Here is a 16,970-nt window from a genome sequence, read left to right as displayed (position 1 = left end):
TCAAATTCAATTACTTGGAGGGACTTAGAATGAACGAAGAGAAAAAGCGAATTTTGAAAATGGTTGAAGATGGAATTATTACCGGGAGCGAAGCAGTGGCATTAATGGAGGCACTTGAAAAAAATGAGCACTCCACTACTCAAAAAGATAGCACTACTCAAAAAGATAGTTTCTTTGATGAGTTATTGAATTTCGGACAGAAATTAGGTAGTCAAATGCAAGGAGCAGGCAGTCAGCTTCATCAGCCAAAGGATAAATTATTTCAGTTCGTTCAATCAACAGTTCAAAAACTAAAGGACTTTGAATTGCCTATTGGAAAAGCAGTCGAATTCTCTCATGTATTTCATGAAGAAGTTTTCTCACCGAAGCGTTTAAAGGTGGAAATGGCGAATGGTGATTTAACGATTTTACCTTGGGATGAGCAAGGAGTGAAAGCTGAATGCCATGTGAAAGTATACGGCGCAGAGCAAGAAGAAACTGCACGAGAAGAATTTATTAAAAACAGTGTATTCTATGCTCGTGACAATAAAATATCATTCTCTGTCGGCTTGAAATTAATGAAGGTAGATACGGTATTGTATGTGCCGAAAGCCAAAATCGATGATATTGCCATTAAGCTATTTAATGGTTCATTCGCTGTAAGTGACATTCATGCAGACGAATTAGATGTAAAAACAGGAAATGGAAAAATTGAAGTGAAGAACTGTAACATAGATGATTTTGAAGGGGAAACAGCTAACGGCCAAATTTACTTAACGAATGTTGAAGCTAAAAAGGTAGAAGCGAACTCCTTTAACGGAGCGATTCATGTGATTGGTTCTGTCGGTGATATTGATGTGAAAACGGTGAACGGTAATGTGCTATGCGATATGAAAACAGGCGCTGTTCATACGATTAAAGCACATGCAATCACTGGAAATGTTGAAGTGTATGCACCAGCCTCTATGGCGATGAAAGGTGAATTGCGCACAAACTTTGGCTCGTTCCATTTGCCAGAAACGGGAATGAAGAAAGTGACAGAGAAGGAAGAAATGATTCAAAAGCTCGTTCGTTTTGAAAGCGAGAATGAAGCGGATCAGCAAGTGTTTATTACAGCGGAAACACGTACAGGCTTGATTACGATTCGCACGATTTCTCCGAAAAGCGAGGAACAAGAGAGTATTCCTAAATTAGAGCAAGGGGAGTAAAGATGAGATGGTTTACTGGCATTGTAATTAATGCCTTATTATTCATTGCACTTTCAGGCTATTTTACGGGGTTAGAAGTGGATAGTGTCGGCTCAGCTATCATTGCTAGTATTGTGCTATCTATTTTAAACATCCTCGTTCGGCCGATTTTAGTTATTTTGACGTTACCGATTACATTTGTGACACTTGGATTGTTTCTGTTTGTCATTAACGCCTTAACGTTAATGCTGACAGATAATATTATGGGGAGTCACTTTGAAATGTCCGGATTTGGTATGGCGCTGTTGATTTCGGTTATCATGGCGCTTGTGAATTTGATTTTACAGCTGACGATTTTTCAAAAAGAATAGGTGAAAAGAGGCGTCTATCCGTCGAGCATTCGGCTGATAGACGCCTCTTTTTTGTGGCACTAGCAATCTGCAATCATTTGATAATAAGCGATAATCGCCTCAGCTATTGCCTCGGCACATTGCTGTTGGTACAGGCTTGTCCGCAGTAGTTGTGCTTCTTCAGGATGAGTCATACAATTGAAAAAGAGACACCTATATATGAGATGTGCTGAAAAATGTTACAATATGATCAGACTGCCAGTTGAGGAGGTAGAAAGTTTGGCTAAAGTTCGTACAAAGGATTTGTTAGAGAAGTTTAATTTCGAGCTTGTGAGTGGAGAGGACGGCATTCATCGTCCGATCATCACGAGTGATCTTTCGCGGCCGGGTTTGGAGCTTGCTGGTTTTTTTGATTATTATCCAGCGGAGCGCGTGCAATTGCTTGGCATGACGGAGATGTCGTTTTTCGGTAAGTTGCATCCGGAGGAGAAAACATCACGGATGGAAAGGCTTTGTCATGATACGACACCGGCGATTATTCTTTCACGAGAACAAGAGGTGCCGGAATCATTAATGGAAGCATCGGAGCGAAATGCTGTCCCGGTGATGCGCTCGAAGATGACGACGACGCGGCTTTCGAGTCGCTTGACGAATTATTTAGAAAGCATGCTGGCGCCAACAACCGCTGTGCATGGAGTGTTGGTTGATATTTATGGTGTCGGTGTATTAATTACCGGCCAAAGTGGAGTCGGAAAAAGCGAAACGGCTTTGGAACTTGTGAAACGTGGTCATCGACTAGTGGCGGATGATTGTGTTGAAATTCGTCAAGAAGATGAGGATGTGCTTGTCGGTAGTGCCCCTGAGCTTATTGAGCATTTATTGGAGATTCGTGGGCTAGGGATCATTAACGTGATGACGTTATTTGGTACAGGAGCGATTCGTGGTCATAAACGAATTACATTAAACATTCATTTGGAAGCTTGGGACCCGAAAAAGCAGTACGATCGCCTTGGAATTGAAGAAGATAAATTGAAAATCATTGATACAGATATTACGAAAATTACTTTGCCTGTTCGTCCAGGAAGAAACTTGGCGGTTATTATCGAGGTAGCGGCGATGAATTTCCGCTTGAAGCGCCTCGGTATTAACACGGCACAGGAATTTACGAACAAGTTGGCTAATGTCATTAGCGAGAAAGATCCGGATTTATTATAGAAAGGGGAAGAATGTATGGAAGGTTATCCGTTAAACCGTGTGGCATTCGAATTCGGTGCATTTCCAGTGCATTGGTACGGTCTTATTATCGGTTGTGGCATTGCACTCGGTTTTTATTTAGCCACGAAGGAAAGCGAACGTCTCGGCTTGGAGAAAGATACCTTTGCCGATTTGCTTATTTGGGCGATTCCGATTGCGATTCTTTGCGCCCGTATTTATTACGTGCTATTTCAATGGGAATATTATTCGCAGCACCCTGGGGATATCATCAAAATCTGGGAAGGTGGCATTGCGATCCACGGGGCATTAATTGGAGCTGTGGCGACGACGATTGCTTTTTCCATGGCAAAAAATATTTCGTTTTGGAAGCTGGCGGATATCGCCGCTCCTAGTATTATTTTAGGCCAGGCGATTGGACGCTGGGGAAATTTCATGAATCAGGAAGCCCATGGGGGAGAAGTGACTCGTTCCTTTTTAGAGGGCTTGAACTTGCCAGACTTTATCATTAATCAAATGTACATTGAGGGCGTGTATTATCATCCAACGTTTTTATATGAATCGCTGTGGAATTTGCTTGGATTTGCGCTATTGATCGCGTTAAGAAAAGTCAATTTACGACGCGGTGAGATGTTTTTAACGTATGTCATTTGGTATTCGATCGGCCGCTTCTTCATTGAAGGCTTGCGGACAGATAGCTTGATGCTTGGAGGATTAAGAATGGCGCAAGTGATTTCGATCGGGCTCGTAGTAGCGGCGGTTATCATTTGGATCGTTCGTCGCAAAATGAACACTAAGCAAGTGCGCTACAATAGTATGGAAAATTGAACATAGGGGAGAGTAAGGGATGATTTCGACAATCAAAAGGGGTTTGTTTGTTGGAGGAAAAACGACTTGGACATTAGGAAAAATCATTTTTCCGATTACGTTGATCGTCACGATTTTGCAATTCACACCCGTTTTGCCGTGGCTAATGGAATTGATCAGTCCGGTCATGGGGATCTTCGGACTATCAGGGGAAGCGTCCATTCCGCTCGTTCTAGGGAATTTTTTGAATTTATATGCGGGAATCGGAGCGATGCTGTCGCTTGATTTAACGGTAAAAGAAGTATTTATTTTAGCCGTGATGCTGTCGTTTTCCCATAATTTATTAATTGAATCGAGCGTCGCAACGAAGGTTGGTGTGAGGGTATCGGTGATGCTAGCCGTCCGCCTCGGATTGGCGATTGTATCTGGAGTTGTGATCAATCTCGTTTGGAAAGGTGGCGGCGAGCTCGCGAAATATGGTATAGCGCCACCGCAGCAAGCGGAGCCGAACGGCTGGGGAGAAATTTTGCTGCTCGGCCTTGAAAAAGCGGGATACGGCATTTTTCAACTAGCGCTCATTGTGATTCCGTTAATGGTCGCTATTCAAATATTAAAGGATTTGAAATGGCTCGATGTGTTCTCGCGCTGGATGGCACCCGTGACGCGGATGCTTGGGATGAAGGAAAATACATCGACGACGTTAGCGGCGGGTCTTTTATTCGGGTTGGCTTACGGATCAGCGGTGATGATTCAAGCCGTCAAAGATGACGGAGTGAGTCGTAAAGATGTCACGATCGCCTTTATCTTTTTAGTTGCTTGTCACGCTGTCGTAGAGGATACATTGATTTTCGTGCCGCTTGGACTCACAGGCTGGACATTGCTCTCTCTATTTTTAATCCGAGTAATCGTCGCCATCATTTTAACTCTGATCGTCTCAACATTATGGAGACGCGCTGAAATCGCAGAAAGAAAGGAAGCCACTTTATCATGAAAAACATAACAACTTTACTGTTTGACTTAGATGGTACATTAATTAACACAAATGAATTAATTATCGCTTCATTTTTGCACACATTAGATCATTATTTCCCGAATCAATATCAGCGAGAAGATGTGTATCCTTTTATGGGACCGACACTCGTTGAAACATTTAGTAGCATCGATCCTGATCGGGTGGACGAAATGGTCGATCGCTACCGTACATATAACTTAGCGAAGCATGATGAATTAGTGACAGAGTTTGAAGGCGTGTATGACACGATCCGCACGTTGAAGGAAAACGGCTATAAGCTGGCGATCGTTTCTACGAAAATGCGCGATACGGTTATTAAAGGCTTAAAGCTGACGGGGTTGTATGACTTTTTCGAAGTGATTGTCGGACTTGATGATGTGACGGAACCGAAGCCTCATCCAGAACCGTTGCAAAAAGCGTTAGCAGCGCTCGACTCGACAGCGGAGGAAGCGATGATGATCGGTGATAATTACCACGATATTGAAGGTGGACAAAATGCCGGTACATTGACGGCTGGAGTCGCTTGGTCGGTAAAAGGGAAAGAGTTTTTACAAACATTTAACCCAGATTATATGTTAGAGACAATGCCGGAGCTGTTAGATGTGTTACAAGTGGATGCTGTGAAACAATGAGACGGACGGAGCGGTACAAAGTAGAGGGGGGCAACTCACTTTGGAATATTTACAAAACCGTTTCGTTTTGGAAAACCTTTAAAAACACCGCCATCATTGAAATTGGTCGCTTTACGCCATTTATGAGGCTGAAAAACAGCTTATATCGCACGTTTCTCGGCATGAACATTGGCGAACAAACGGCACTTGCCTATAAAGTGGTGCCCGACATTATGTTCCCAGAGTACATCACGATCGGTCGCAACTCGATTGTCGGCTACAAGACCGTGATCCTCGCCCATGAATATTTAATCGACGAATATCGCCTTGGCCAAGTGATCATCGGTGACAACGTAATGATCGGCGCCAATTGTACGATCTTGCCGGGCGTGACGATCGGCGACGGAGCCATCGTTTCTGCTGCGACCCTTGTTCATCGAGACGTCCCACCTGGCGCCTTCGCCGGGGGGAACCCGATGCAAATTAAAGATAGGAAATAACCTCTTCGTGTGGAAGAGGTTATTTTGATTGATTTTCTAATTGATCGATCTTATCCTCTAGTCGCTGCAACTGTTCATTTCGCCTTTTCCCCGACCGAATAAAATACATCATAGCCACAATGACGATTGCAGGGATTCCTAATACAAATAGCAGCATAAACAGTTGAAACATAGCATCCGCAGTGTTAAAATCAGCCAAAAAACTCACCTCTCGTTACCTATTTAGGATTATTATACCATCTATTATTAGTGGAGGGGAATCAATCACCTGTCCGGGCTAATCTTTTGTAGATTAGATCTACATCATAAAAATAAGGGGGTTCTAACATGGAGTTGGTCATGGCAATTGCGCTTGTTGTAATAGTGGGGGGAATTGTAGTTTATGTAATTGAAAGACTTAAACATCAATATAACCAAGGCGATCTAGGGAAGAAAAAGTCAAAAGGCGCTCAAAATTTATTAGCCAGTTTAATACCGATGGGAATGCTTTTTGGTTGTGCGATCGGTGTAATTTTTGGCGTGTTTTTCTCGATCCCTTTAGTATTTACAGTTAGTTTAGGAGCTGGAATAGGCTATTTATTTGGATTTTTCGCTTATGAGATTTATAGAAAAAAAGGAAACGATGATTCGTAAATGGCTATCCTCCAGAAACAAGTGCGTTAGTAAAAATAGAAAAAATTATTTCAAAATAGAACAAACCTACCACCAAACTCAATTTTTACTTGTTTTTTTTCAAAAAAAAGCTTGTATTTTAATTTTTCAGAATATAGAATATAGAATAAATTATTTGACACATAACATCAGGAGGAGACATCTTATGGTGACATTTATTGCAGCTTTGTTATTACTTTTTGTTGGTTACGCCGTGTATTCAAAGGTGGTTGAGCGGGTGTTTGTTATTGATGATGAGCAACCGACACCAGCTTATACGCAGCAGGATGGATTAGATTATATGCCGATGAGTTGGTGGAAGGGCTCGTTAATTCAATTATTAAATATTGCAGGATTGGGTCCCATTTTTGGGGCGGTTGCAGGAGCTTTATACGGTCCAGTGGCTTTTATTTGGATTGTAGTTGGTTGTATTTTTGCCGGAGCGGTTCATGATTATTTTTCAGGAATGTTATCGCTAAGGCATGGTGGGGCGCAATTTCCGACGTTAGTTGGTCGATATTTAGGCAAAACAGTGAAAACGATGATCAATGCTATTTCTATCGTATTAATGATTTTGGTAGCAGCGGCCTTTACCGCAGGGCCTGCTCAGTTGATCGCACAAATCACTCCGTTAAATTTCACAGCTGGTTTGGTTCTTGTTTTTATCTATTTCTTATTAGCAGCTGTGTTACCGGTCAATAAAATCATCGGTAAAATCTATCCGATATTCGGTGCGATATTAATCTTTATGGCACTGGCGATTGCCGTAGCTTTATTGTTTGGGGATCAGCCGATTCCGAATATAACATTGGACAATCTTCATCCTGGTGAATTGCCGGTTTGGCCATTGTTGATGGTAACGATTTCTTGTGGAGCGATTTCTGGATTCCACAGTACACAAAGTCCAATTATTGCTCGTACGATGAAAAAGGAGTCAGAAGGTCGTAAAGTATTTTATGGAGCGATGATTGGTGAAGGGGTCATTGCTTTAATTTGGGCGGCGGCTGGCATGACGTTCTTTGGTGGGACGGATGGGCTTCAAGCAGCATTAGCGGCAGGTGGTCCTGCTGGAGTGGTCAATGAAATTTCGACTTCGTTATTAGGAACGCTTGGTGGCATCCTAGCCGTGTTAGGAGTAATTATTTTACCGATTACAACAGGAGATACAGCACTTCGCTCGTCGCGAATGATGGTGACAGAACTGGTGGTTAAATGGATAAATCCTGATAAGAAAAGTGTGGTCTTCTTATTAACCATTGCGGTAAGTGTGCCGACGTTACTGTTAGCGACCATTGATTATTCATTTTTGTGGCGATATGTTGGTTGGACGAACCAAGTCGTGGCAACGGTCATGTTATGGACGGCGACTTCTTACTTATTAAAAGAAGGAAAAGCTCATTGGATGACTGGTCTTCCAGCATTGTTCATGACAGGAGTAGTTTGTACGTACATCTTTTATGCACCTGAAGGATTTGCAATGGATTATTCCATTTCTTTAATAATCGGTAGTGTACTGACTGTAGGAATCTTCTCATTATATGTATGGCAAATCATTCAGCATAAACAGGTAAAAACAGCAGAAAGAAAAGCGGAAGTCCCTGCTTAGCGACGTATGGGCTGGACCGATCCGCACGAGATAAAGGAAAATGAAATGCAGAGCCAACTCGTTAGCCGCGACAAGCAAAAGGCGAGCCGGCTGAAAGGTTGTTCTTTAACCTTTTGGACGGATTGATTTTTGACCTCGAGCGGCTAGTTGGCGGAGCTAGACAACACGATGAACGATAGTGAATCGATGTTGACTTATCGCAAGGAGGAGAGGGGAAGGCCACTAGTCGCTGGGGACTGTAGCTAGACAATAGAAAAGCAGAAGCAGCTATGAATTAACTAAACTCAAAAGGAGACTCGGCGACGATCGAGTCTCCTTTTTCAAACTTTCTGTTAATTATCTTGACGTAAATAGTCAGAAACGTTAAAATACTAATAACTTCACTATGGTAACATATTAGCGAACTAAAGGGTTTTGAAAAATATAAGCGGTCGGGTGATGAAGATGTCAAAACTGTTCATGTTTGAAAAACCAGTTGGAATGAGGGATACGCTTCCTCATATATATGAAACGAAGCGGCAATTCAAAGAGGCCATTGAACGACAAATGAAAAGCTTTGGCTATCAGTTTATTGAGACGCCAGCTTTAGAATATTACGATACGGTCGGGGAAGCATCGGCAATTTTAGATCAGCAGCTGTTTAAATTGCTCGATCAACAAGGGAACACGCTTGTGCTTCGACCGGATATGACGACGCCGATTGCACGAACGGCGGCTTCTAAATTGCTGAAAGAGCAAGTGCCACTTCGCCTTGCGTATTCAGCGAATGTATATCGTGCCCAGCAGCGTGAAGGAGGGCGAGCGGCTGAATTTGCTCAAATTGGTGTGGAGAACATCGGCGATGAAACGATTAGTGCCGATGCTGAGGTGATTGCGTTAATGGTCTCGGCGCTACAAGAAGCAGGCTTAAAGCAATTTCAAGTGTCGATCGGTCATATTCGCTTTGTCGAAGAGCTATTTCAGCAAATCCTTGGAACGGAAGAGCGAGCGAGCACGCTTCGTCGTTATTTATATGAAAAAAATTACGTCGGCTACCGTGAGCATGTCCGTGCCCTGTCTTTATCGTCGATTGATAAGCAACGGCTATTGAAGTTTTTACATTTACATGGAAATGAAGATTGCTTGCAAATGGCGGCTGAGTTAATCGAAGATGGAGCCGGTAAAGAAGCGATTGAGGAGTTGCGCCAATTGATCGAGTTGCTGAAAGATTACGGTATCGAGCAATATATTAAATTTGATTTATCGCTCGTTAGTCATATGAGTTACTATACTGGCATTTTATTTGAAACGTATGCCGATGGGGTCGGTTATCCGGTCGGCAACGGAGGGCGTTACAATAATTTATTGGAAAAATTCGGGCGGCCAGCTAGTGCGACCGGTTTTGGTCTACGGATTGATTTTCTGCTTGAAGCGGTCGGTGAGCTAGTGGAAACGGAACAAGTTCATTGTCTTATTTTCAGTAAAGAGCGCCGGAAAGAAGCGATTGAAGCGGCGGCTGAACTTCGAGCACAAGGGGAAAAGGTTGTGCTACAAGATTTGGCTGGCGTGAAAGATGTCGATCGTTTTACAAGTGCCTATGAAAATGTCAGTTATTATGTCGGGCAAGCGAAGAATGGAGGGGAAAGCTAATGTCGATGTTAACGATCGCGATGCCAAAGGGACGAATTTTTGAAGAAGCGGCTGATTTGCTGCGGCAAGCGGGGTATCAGCTTCCTCCTGAATTCGATGAGTCTCGCAAATTAATTATTGAAGTGCCGGAAGAAAATTTACGCTTCTTTTTAGCTAAGCCGATGGATGTTGCGACTTATGTTGAATATGGCGTCGCTGACCTTGGAATCGCCGGAAAAGATGTGCTATTAGAAGAAGAGCGCGATGTGTATGAGCTTCTTGATTTACAAATTAGTCCTTGTTATTTAGCGGTTGCTGGGTTGCCGAATACATCGATGAGCGAAGTGGCACCAAAAATTGCAACGAAATATCCGAATGTGGCATCGACTTATTTTCGTGAGCAAGGGGAGCAAGTCGAAATTATTAAGCTAAATGGGTCGATTGAGCTTGCGCCGTTAATCGGGTTAGCCGACCGCATCGTTGATATTGTTTCCACAGGGCGGACGTTAAAGGAAAACGGCTTAGTTGAATACGAAACGATTGTCGGAATTACGTCGCGATTGATTGTCAATCCAGTCAGCTATCGGATGAAAGATAGAGAGATTCAAACGTTAGTCGATCGACTCACCGAGATTATTTCAGAAAAGGTCGTGTGAACATGATGAAAATCGAAAAAATAACGGGTGATTTAACGCTGAAACGATCGGTCGATAGCGGCACAGAAGAGCAACGTGCGACCGTTCAAGAGATTATTCGTACTGTCCGCTCACAAGGCGATCAAGCATTAAGAGAGTTAACGAAAAAGTTTGACGGAGCGAAATTGTTTAGCTTAAAAGTGACACAAGAAGAAGTGAATGAAGCGTATGAGCAATTGCCGAAGCAGATGGTCGATATTATTCAAGAAGCGGCTGACAATATTTTCACCTTCCATCAAAAGCAGCTGCGACAAACGTGGATGTACAGCGACCAATACGGCTCTATACTCGGTCAAAAAATGACCCCACTCGATTCGGCGGGCGTCTATGTCCCAGGAGGAACGGCAGCTTATCCGTCGTCTGTGCTCATGAATGTAATGCCAGCGAAAGTAGCAGGGGTGGAGCGAATTGTGATGGTATCGCCACCGGGCCAAGATGGGCGCTTACCAGCTGGAGTACTTGTCGCTGCTGATATTGCGGGTGTGAAAGAAATATATAAAGTCGGCGGTGCGCAAGCGGTCGCAGCACTGGCCTACGGAACCGAAACGATTCAGCCTGTGGATAAAATTACAGGGCCGGGAAACATTTATGTGGCACTAGCGAAACGAGAAGTGTTTGGCGATGTTGACATTGATATGATTGCTGGACCGAGCGAAATTGCGGTGCTCGCGGATGAAACAGCTTGTCCACAAGAAATCGCGGCCGACTTGTTATCGCAAGCCGAGCATGACCCACGCGCAAGCAGTGTACTCGTCACGACGTCTGATACGTTAGCAAAAGCGACAGCAAAAGCAGTCGAGCGACAATTAGCAGAATTGCCGCGTCAAGAGATTGCACGTGCTTCGATCGAAAGCTATGGAGCGATCTATGTGGCGAAAGCTATGGCGGAAGCGGTGGAAACGATTAACCGACTTGCACCAGAACATTTAGAAATTATGACGGAACAGCCGTTAGAGGTCGTCAAAGACATTCGTCATGCAGGAGCGATTTTTGTGGGACGCTACAGTTCAGAGCCAATCGGTGATTATTTTGCCGGCCCGAACCATGTGTTGCCGACGAACGGAACCGCTCGTTTTTCGAGCCCGCTCAACGTCGATGATTTCATGAAAAAATCTAGCATTATTATGTACAGCGAGCAGGCGTACAATGAAAATTATCAAAAGATTGCCGCTTTTGCTCGATTAGAAGGGCTTGAAGCTCATGCGCGAGCGGTTGAGATCCGAGCGGAGAAAAAATAACATAGATGAGGTGTCGAGTGTGAGTAAGCGGATAGCAGAATTGAACCGGAATACGAATGAAACGAAAATTAACTTAAATTTTTCGATCGATGGAGAAGGAAAAGCGGAGATTGAGACAGGTGTGCCGTTTATGGATCATATGTTGGATCTGTTTACGAAGCATGGTCAGTTTGATTTAACGGTAAAAGCCGATGGCGATGTCGAAATTGATGATCACCATACGACAGAAGATATCGGTATTTGTCTCGGACTCGCATTGAAAGAAGCGCTTGGTGATAAAAAGGGAATTAAGCGTTACGGCAATGCGTTCGTGCCGATGGATGAAACGTTGGCGCAAGTCGTCGTCGATTTAAGCAATCGTCCGCATTTTGAAATACGTGGAGCGGACTTTCCTTCGCAAAAAGTCGGTACATTTGATACGGAACTCGTTCATGAATTTTTATGGAAGCTGGCATTAGAAGCACGAATGAATTTACATGTCATTATTCACTACGGACAAAATACACATCATATGATTGAAGCGGTCTTTAAAGCACTGGCTCGCGCACTCGATGAAGCGACGATGGTCGACCCACGTGTGAAAGGTGTGCCTTCGACGAAAGGAATGTTGTAAATGATCGGGATTGTCGATTATGGAATGGGGAATTTATTCAGCGTCAGTAAAGCGCTAGAGCGAATGAAGGTCCCTTATATTATTAGCGATTCGCCGGAAGAGCTGGATCAGATGAAAGGGTTAATTTTACCTGGGGTGGGAGCCTTTAAAGATGCGATGGCTTTACTGCAAGATACGAAGCTCGATCAATTTTTAAAAGAGTATGTGGACAGTGGTCGTCCGCTTCTTGGCATTTGCCTTGGGATGCAGCTGTTATTTGAAGAAAGTGAAGAAAATGGCTGTTTTCAAGGGCTGGGCTTATTAAAAGGTCGAGTTACTCGCATTCCAGCTGAAGTGGCTGGGGAAAAAGTGAAGGTGCCGCATATGGGATGGAATGAGCTGACGTTTCATCAAGATTCGCCTGTGTTGCAAGGCGTCGATCAAGGGTTTGTCTACTTCGTTCACTCGTACTATGTGAGTGAAATGAGGGAAGAGGATTTACTCGCAAGCACCATGTATAGCGTTGGCACTCCGGCAGTCGTTGGTCATAAAAATGTATTTGGGATGCAATTTCACCCAGAAAAAAGTGGAGAAGTAGGCATGCAATTACTAAGAAATTTTGCAAAAGCAATGGAGCAATCGGAGGCGATATTATGAGTTTTGTCATCTACCCGGCGATCGATATGCGCGCTGGCAAATGCGTACGATTAACGCAAGGAGATTATAATCAGGAAACGATTTACGGCGATTCTCCATTTGAGATGGCGAAATCATTTGTCGACCAAGGAGCGGAATGGATTCACATGGTTGACCTTGATGGCGCGAAAGATGGAGAGCGTATCAATGATCGCTTTGTCATTGAAGCGGCGCAGAAGTTATCGGCGAAAGTGCAAATCGGCGGCGGCATTCGCACGGAAGAGGATGTTCGCCACTACTTAGAGAACGGCGTGGATCGAGTCATTATTGGTAGTTTGGCCGTTTCTAAGCCGGAGCTTGTGAAGGAATGGCTTCGTACATATGGCGATAAAATCGCGATCGGTTTAGATGCGAAGGACGGCTTTGTCGCTACGCATGGTTGGTTTGAAACGTCTTCTTTAAAAGCAGTCGATCTTGGGAAAGAGTTAGCGGAGGCTGGAGCGGAAACGTTTATTTTTACCGATATTGCGACAGATGGTATGCTTTCTGGTCCGAATATTGAGGCGGTGGCGGAACTAGCTCGGGCTACAGGAAAAAGCGTCATTGCTTCTGGCGGAGTCAGTTCCCTAGCGGATGTACATAAGGTGAAGCAGTATACAGAGGACGGCGTAAGTGGGGTCATCGTCGGGAAAGCGATTTACACGGGTCAGTTTACGGTTCGAGAAGTGTTGGAAGAGGTGAAGTGAATGGTGACGAAACGAATTATTCCATGCTTAGATGTGAAGGATGGTCGAGTTGTTAAAGGGATTCAATTTGTGCAGCTTCGTGATGCGGGTGATCCAGTCGAGCTTGCTCGTATTTATGATGATCAAGGGGCGGATGAGCTTGTGTTTCTTGATATCTCGGCGTCTCATGAAGGTCGGAAAACGATGGTCGATGTCGTTCAATCCGTCGCTTCGGAACTAGCGATTCCTTTTACCGTTGGTGGAGGAATTAACTCGCTTGATGATATGAAGCGGATGCTTCGTGCAGGGGCAGATAAAGTGTCTGTTAATACCGCTGCTGTCCTACGCCCCGAGTTGATTTCAGAAGGAGCCGACTATTTTGGCTCGCAATGTATCGTTCTTGCAGTGGATGCGAAGTGGGATGAGGCGCTCGGTTCATGGCGCGTCTATACACATGGTGGTCGCAAAGAGACGGAGCGCGAAGTAATTGCTTGGGTGAAGGAAGCGGTCGAGCGTGGGGCTGGTGAAATTTTATTAACGAGCATGGACAGTGACGGCGAGAAAAAAGGGTTTGATCTCTCCTTGACGAAGGCCGTGAGCGAGGCAGTCGATGTGCCGGTCATTGCTTCAGGTGGAGCAGGAAATGCCGAGCACTTTCTCGAAGTATTTAATGAAGGAAAAGCGGATGCGGCACTTGCAGCTTCCATTTTCCATTATAAAGAAACAAGTGTAAATGAAGTGAAAAGCTTTTTAAAAAGTCAAGGAGTGAAAATGAGATGAGTGTAAACATTGACGATTTACAGTTTGATGAAAAAGGGCTCATTCCTGCGGTCGTTCAAGATGCGGCAACTTATGAGGTGTTGACGCTCGCTTACATGAATAAAGAGTCACTGCAAAAAACGATCGAATCCGGTGAAACTTGGTTCTTTAGCCGCTCTCGTCAGGAATTGTGGCATAAAGGAGAAACGAGCGGTCACACACAGAAAGTCGTCAATATTAAATACGATTGCGATCAAGATGCACTCGTTGTGTTAGTGAAGCCTGTGGGGCCTGCTTGTCACTTAGGAACAATTAGCTGCTTTGAGCACTCCTTGTACGGTGAGCAAACGGAAACATTGCCTTATGTCATTTTACATAAGCTAGAGGAAGTCATCGCGGAACGAGAAGAAAACCGACCAGAAGGCGCGTATACGACATACTTATTTGAAAAAGGCGTCGATAAAATTTTGAAGAAAGTCGGAGAGGAAGCAGCTGAAGTCATCATCGCCGCGAAAAATCGTGACAAAGATGAATTGCAATGGGAATCGGCTGATTTGTTGTACCATTTGCTCGTCTTGCTGCGCGAGCAAAAAGTAGAATTGGCAGATGTCCTTAGTGTATTAGCGAAACGTCACGAGGAAAAATCGAAATAAATGAATGGAAAAGCGGGGGAACGTGCCTCGCTTTTTTATCGTGTGGGCGAGGTGGGAAGGCGGTGGTGTGGGTGTTTCTTCGACGTTACAGGGGTGTTCTTCGATGTTGTAGGCGTTTCTTTAACGTTGCTGGACTGTTCTTCGATGTTATAGCCGTTTCTTCAACGTTACCGAGCGCTTCATCGATGTTGTAGGCGTTTCTTCAACGTTACGGAGCGCTTCTTCGATGTTATAGCCATTTCTTCAACGTTACGGAGCGCTTCATCGATGTTGTAGGCGTTTCTTCAACGTTACGGAGCGCTTCATCGATGTTGTAGGCGTTTCTTCAACGTTACGGAGCACTTCATCGATGTTGTAGGCGTTTCTTCAACGTTGCCGGACTGTTCTTCGATGTTGTAACCGTTTCTTCAACGTTGCAAAGACCTTCTTCAATGTTAAACCGTTTTCTTCAACATTCCAGTGCCCACCCCCTTTTCCCAATAATGGCGCTATCCATTTTTGTTTTTTTGCAACTGATAATTTCTTTTATATGGTATACTACATAGGTTAAGTATAAATGGCTCGGAGGATTTACATGAGAAAACACTCAAAGTTACGGGAGGAGAAGGGGAAAGTGATCTCCTTTTTGCCGACAGGTGAGTATTATTATAAAAAAGGGTTGAAAGCTCTTAGCAAAAGAGAGCTACCTAAGGCAAAAAAATATTTATCACGTGCGATGGATTTAGAGCCGCTGGAGCCGATGATTGCTTGTCAATTAGCAATTGTTGAAACGGAACTTGGGAATTTTGAACAATCGAATGGTCTTCTACATTTTATACTGGATGATTTAGATCCACTCGTTAGTGAATGCCATTATTTTTTAGCGAATAACTATGCCCATATGGGAATGTTTAAAGAAGCATTTAAACATGTTCAAACTTATTTAGATCAGGATGAGCAAGGGGATTTTCACGAGGATGCGGAAGATCTATTAGATTTAATTACGATCGATGGTGAAGGGGAACTGGACGATCTTTATGCACAAGATGATTTAATTACGATGCAGGAAGAGGCTCGTTTTCTCCTTGAGGGCGGTAGCTACGAAAAGGCCATTGAACGTTTAGAGGCCCTCATCGAAAAGTACCCTGATTTTTGGTCTGCTTATAATAATTTAGCACTTGCTCATTTTTATTTAGGACATATTGAAAAGGCGCATAATGTACTCCATGACGTGTTAGAGAAAAGTCCAGGGAACTTACATGCGTTAAGTAATATGGCGGTCTTTATGTATTACGAAAAGCAATACGGGTTACTGAAGGAACTAGTCGAGCTTTTGAAGAAAATTAACCCGCTTTTACCGGAGCAACAATATAAGCTTGGTGCTACATTCGCTTTAATTGGTCAATATGAAGAGGCGTATCGATGGTTGAAGAAGTTGTATAAACGCGGCTTTGAGGGAGAAGCATCGTTTTATTATTGGTTCGCTTATTCAGCTTACTTTACTGGGCGGGAGAAAGTGGCGCGTAAAGCTTGGAAATACGTGTTGCAACAAAGCCCTGAAAAAGAAGGGCTAGAACCGTGGAATGCAGATGATCGTCAAAAGGAAGGGCTTGAGCATCATCCAGCGACAATCGTTCGCCGATTAAATAGTGAATATGAGGAAGAGCGCTTATTCGGTATTTTTTTGTTTTCACTATCGGACGATCAAAAGCAAGTGATGAGTCACCCGGATTTTTGTGAGATTGAGTCTCTCGATTTTCGGGAAAAAATATATTTAGCTACTGTGTTAGGGATGCCGATCACGGAGCAGCTGAAGGATGAAGCAAACGTTCAAATCGCTCATCAAACAGCCTTGATATTACATGGACAGTTTCAGCCGATCGGTGCGGAGGAAGCTGGCTTAATTATGTTATGGTTTACCATCTTTCATGAGATGGAGCAAGAGACAAAAATGAAAAATCCATCTGCTTTTGCGGCAGCGACAGAATATGTGTGGCGAAAGTTCCGTGGAGAAAAAGAGTCGCAAGCGAACCTCGCTGAAAAGTATGACGTATCACCTTCGACAATGAAGAAATATGTCAAATTTGTGAGAGAACACCTTTAATAAGCATAAAAATAGACGAATCGTGACACATTGAGTACGATATGAGTATAGAATAAAAAATACGTT

At 43.7% G+C, this 16,970-nt stretch carries 19 protein-coding genes; 18 read left to right on the top strand and 1 reads right to left on the bottom strand.

The genetic code is table 11. The features are described from left to right. The first annotated feature begins 29 nt into the window (after positions 1-29). The 7 genes from ACSVDJ_RS16265 (at position 30) to ACSVDJ_RS16235 (ending at position 5,658) form a co-directional block, all read left to right on the top strand. On the top strand, positions 30-1,187 hold the full coding sequence (locus ACSVDJ_RS16265) for a DUF4097 family beta strand repeat-containing protein (RefSeq protein WP_439167254.1): 1,158 nt from the start codon (positions 30-32) through the stop codon (positions 1,185-1,187). A gap of 2 nt (positions 1,188-1,189) precedes the next feature. Further along, positions 1,190-1,537, top strand: a complete 348-nt coding sequence (locus tag ACSVDJ_RS16260) for a phage holin family protein (protein ID WP_439167252.1) — start codon at positions 1,190-1,192, stop codon at positions 1,535-1,537. 258 nt (positions 1,538-1,795) lie between these two features. After that, positions 1,796-2,731: an HPr(Ser) kinase/phosphatase gene (gene hprK, locus ACSVDJ_RS16255; protein ID WP_439167250.1), complete on the top strand. Its 936-nt coding sequence runs from the start codon at positions 1,796-1,798 to the stop codon at positions 2,729-2,731. Between the two features lie 15 nt (positions 2,732-2,746). Then, on the top strand, positions 2,747-3,556 hold the full coding sequence (gene lgt, locus ACSVDJ_RS16250) for a prolipoprotein diacylglyceryl transferase (RefSeq protein ID WP_439167248.1): 810 nt from the start codon (positions 2,747-2,749) through the stop codon (positions 3,554-3,556). Between the two features lie 19 nt (positions 3,557-3,575). Continuing rightward, positions 3,576-4,526, top strand: a complete 951-nt coding sequence (locus ACSVDJ_RS16245; RefSeq protein WP_439167246.1) for a nucleoside recognition domain-containing protein — start codon at positions 3,576-3,578, stop codon at positions 4,524-4,526. Beyond that, positions 4,523-5,179: a pyrophosphatase PpaX gene (ppaX, locus tag ACSVDJ_RS16240; RefSeq protein ID WP_439167244.1), complete on the top strand. Its 657-nt coding sequence runs from the start codon at positions 4,523-4,525 to the stop codon at positions 5,177-5,179. The genes ACSVDJ_RS16245 and ppaX overlap by 4 nt, the downstream gene beginning before the upstream one ends. Then, positions 5,176-5,658, top strand: a complete 483-nt coding sequence (locus ACSVDJ_RS16235) for an acyltransferase (protein ID WP_439167242.1) — start codon at positions 5,176-5,178, stop codon at positions 5,656-5,658. Before ppaX ends, ACSVDJ_RS16235 begins: the two co-directional genes overlap by 4 nt. Before the next feature lie 19 nt (positions 5,659-5,677). Here the strand turns inward: ACSVDJ_RS16235 and ACSVDJ_RS16230 are convergent, their stop codons facing one another. Continuing rightward, positions 5,678-5,857 carry a hypothetical protein gene (locus ACSVDJ_RS16230; protein WP_439167240.1) on the bottom strand — a complete coding sequence of 60 codons (180 nt, stop codon included), beginning with the start codon at positions 5,855-5,857 and terminating at the stop codon, positions 5,678-5,680. Positions 5,858-5,985: 128 nt separating this feature from the next. On the opposite strand from ACSVDJ_RS16230, the gene ACSVDJ_RS16225 reads away from it, so the two are divergent. The 11 genes from ACSVDJ_RS16225 (at position 5,986) to ACSVDJ_RS16175 (ending at position 16,904) form a co-directional block, all read left to right on the top strand. Further along, positions 5,986-6,291, top strand: coding sequence for a hypothetical protein (locus tag ACSVDJ_RS16225; RefSeq protein ID WP_439167239.1), 306 nt, complete (start codon positions 5,986-5,988; stop codon positions 6,289-6,291). Positions 6,292-6,475: 184 nt separating this feature from the next. Next, entirely contained in the window at positions 6,476-7,915 is a 1,440-nt protein-coding gene (locus ACSVDJ_RS16220) for a carbon starvation CstA family protein (protein WP_439167237.1), read from the top strand. A gap of 444 nt (positions 7,916-8,359) precedes the next feature. Beyond that, a complete protein-coding gene (locus ACSVDJ_RS16215) occupies positions 8,360-9,544 on the top strand; it encodes an ATP phosphoribosyltransferase regulatory subunit (protein ID WP_439167900.1) in 1,185 nt (394 codons plus the stop codon). Then, positions 9,544-10,179 (top strand): ATP phosphoribosyltransferase, encoded by a 636-nt coding sequence (gene hisG / locus ACSVDJ_RS16210; protein ID WP_094833526.1) that lies wholly within the window; start codon positions 9,544-9,546, stop codon positions 10,177-10,179. The genes ACSVDJ_RS16215 and hisG overlap by 1 nt, the downstream gene beginning before the upstream one ends. 5 nt (positions 10,180-10,184) lie before the next feature. Next, on the top strand, positions 10,185-11,456 hold the full coding sequence (hisD, locus tag ACSVDJ_RS16205) for a histidinol dehydrogenase (RefSeq protein ID WP_439167899.1): 1,272 nt from the start codon (positions 10,185-10,187) through the stop codon (positions 11,454-11,456). Between the two features lie 19 nt (positions 11,457-11,475). After that, positions 11,476-12,069 (top strand): imidazoleglycerol-phosphate dehydratase HisB, encoded by a 594-nt coding sequence (gene hisB, locus ACSVDJ_RS16200; protein ID WP_439167235.1) that lies wholly within the window; start codon positions 11,476-11,478, stop codon positions 12,067-12,069. Next, positions 12,070-12,705 (top strand): imidazole glycerol phosphate synthase subunit HisH, encoded by a 636-nt coding sequence (gene hisH, locus ACSVDJ_RS16195; protein ID WP_439167234.1) that lies wholly within the window; start codon positions 12,070-12,072, stop codon positions 12,703-12,705. Then, the gene (gene hisA / locus ACSVDJ_RS16190; RefSeq protein ID WP_439167232.1) at positions 12,702-13,430 is read left to right on the top strand and encodes a 1-(5-phosphoribosyl)-5-[(5-phosphoribosylamino)methylideneamino]imidazole-4-carboxamide isomerase; all 729 of its coding nucleotides are present in this window, start codon (positions 12,702-12,704) and stop codon (positions 13,428-13,430) included. Before hisH ends, hisA begins: the two co-directional genes overlap by 4 nt. Next, positions 13,431-14,189, top strand: coding sequence for an imidazole glycerol phosphate synthase subunit HisF (gene hisF, locus ACSVDJ_RS16185; RefSeq protein ID WP_439167230.1), 759 nt, complete (start codon positions 13,431-13,433; stop codon positions 14,187-14,189). After that, positions 14,186-14,821: a bifunctional phosphoribosyl-AMP cyclohydrolase/phosphoribosyl-ATP diphosphatase HisIE gene (gene hisIE / locus ACSVDJ_RS16180; RefSeq protein WP_439167229.1), complete on the top strand. Its 636-nt coding sequence runs from the start codon at positions 14,186-14,188 to the stop codon at positions 14,819-14,821. The genes hisF and hisIE overlap by 4 nt, the downstream gene beginning before the upstream one ends. A 574-nt stretch (positions 14,822-15,395) precedes the next feature. Next, entirely contained in the window at positions 15,396-16,904 is a 1,509-nt protein-coding gene (locus ACSVDJ_RS16175) for a tetratricopeptide repeat protein (RefSeq protein WP_439167227.1), read from the top strand. The last annotated feature ends 66 nt before the right edge of the window (positions 16,905-16,970 follow it).

Source organism: Bacillus sp. Hm123, assembly GCF_051842975.2.
Classification (GTDB): Bacteria; Bacillota; Bacilli; order Bacillales; family Domibacillaceae; genus Bacillus_CE.
This window is presented reverse-complemented; position numbering and strand designations above follow the sequence as displayed.

Bases quoted from the DNA above. Each gene is read 5' to 3' on its own strand.
- ACSVDJ_RS16215 (WP_439167900.1), top strand. From the start codon at position 8,360: ATGTCAAAACTGTTCATGTTTGAAAAACCAGTTGGAATGAGGGATACG.
- hisD (WP_439167899.1), top strand. From the start codon at position 10,185: ATGAAAATCGAAAAAATAACGGGTGATTTAACGCTGAAACGATCGGTC.
- hisH (WP_439167234.1), top strand. From the start codon at position 12,070: ATGATCGGGATTGTCGATTATGGAATGGGGAATTTATTCAGCGTCAGT.
- ACSVDJ_RS16225 (WP_439167239.1), top strand. From the start codon at position 5,986: ATGGAGTTGGTCATGGCAATTGCGCTTGTTGTAATAGTGGGGGGAATT.
- ACSVDJ_RS16175 (WP_439167227.1), top strand. From the start codon at position 15,396: ATGAGAAAACACTCAAAGTTACGGGAGGAGAAGGGGAAAGTGATCTCC.
- ACSVDJ_RS16265 (WP_439167254.1), top strand. From the start codon at position 30: ATGAACGAAGAGAAAAAGCGAATTTTGAAAATGGTTGAAGATGGAATT.
- lgt (WP_439167248.1), top strand. From the start codon at position 2,747: ATGGAAGGTTATCCGTTAAACCGTGTGGCATTCGAATTCGGTGCATTT.
- hisA (WP_439167232.1), top strand. From the start codon at position 12,702: ATGAGTTTTGTCATCTACCCGGCGATCGATATGCGCGCTGGCAAATGC.
- hisIE (WP_439167229.1), top strand. From the start codon at position 14,186: ATGAGTGTAAACATTGACGATTTACAGTTTGATGAAAAAGGGCTCATT.
- ppaX (WP_439167244.1), top strand. From the start codon at position 4,523: ATGAAAAACATAACAACTTTACTGTTTGACTTAGATGGTACATTAATT.
- ACSVDJ_RS16220 (WP_439167237.1), top strand. From the start codon at position 6,476: ATGGTGACATTTATTGCAGCTTTGTTATTACTTTTTGTTGGTTACGCC.
- ACSVDJ_RS16235 (WP_439167242.1), top strand. From the start codon at position 5,176: ATGAGACGGACGGAGCGGTACAAAGTAGAGGGGGGCAACTCACTTTGG.
- hisF (WP_439167230.1), top strand. From the start codon at position 13,431: ATGGTGACGAAACGAATTATTCCATGCTTAGATGTGAAGGATGGTCGA.
- hisG (WP_094833526.1), top strand. From the start codon at position 9,544: ATGTCGATGTTAACGATCGCGATGCCAAAGGGACGAATTTTTGAAGAA.
- ACSVDJ_RS16260 (WP_439167252.1), top strand. From the start codon at position 1,190: ATGAGATGGTTTACTGGCATTGTAATTAATGCCTTATTATTCATTGCA.
- ACSVDJ_RS16245 (WP_439167246.1), top strand. From the start codon at position 3,576: ATGATTTCGACAATCAAAAGGGGTTTGTTTGTTGGAGGAAAAACGACT.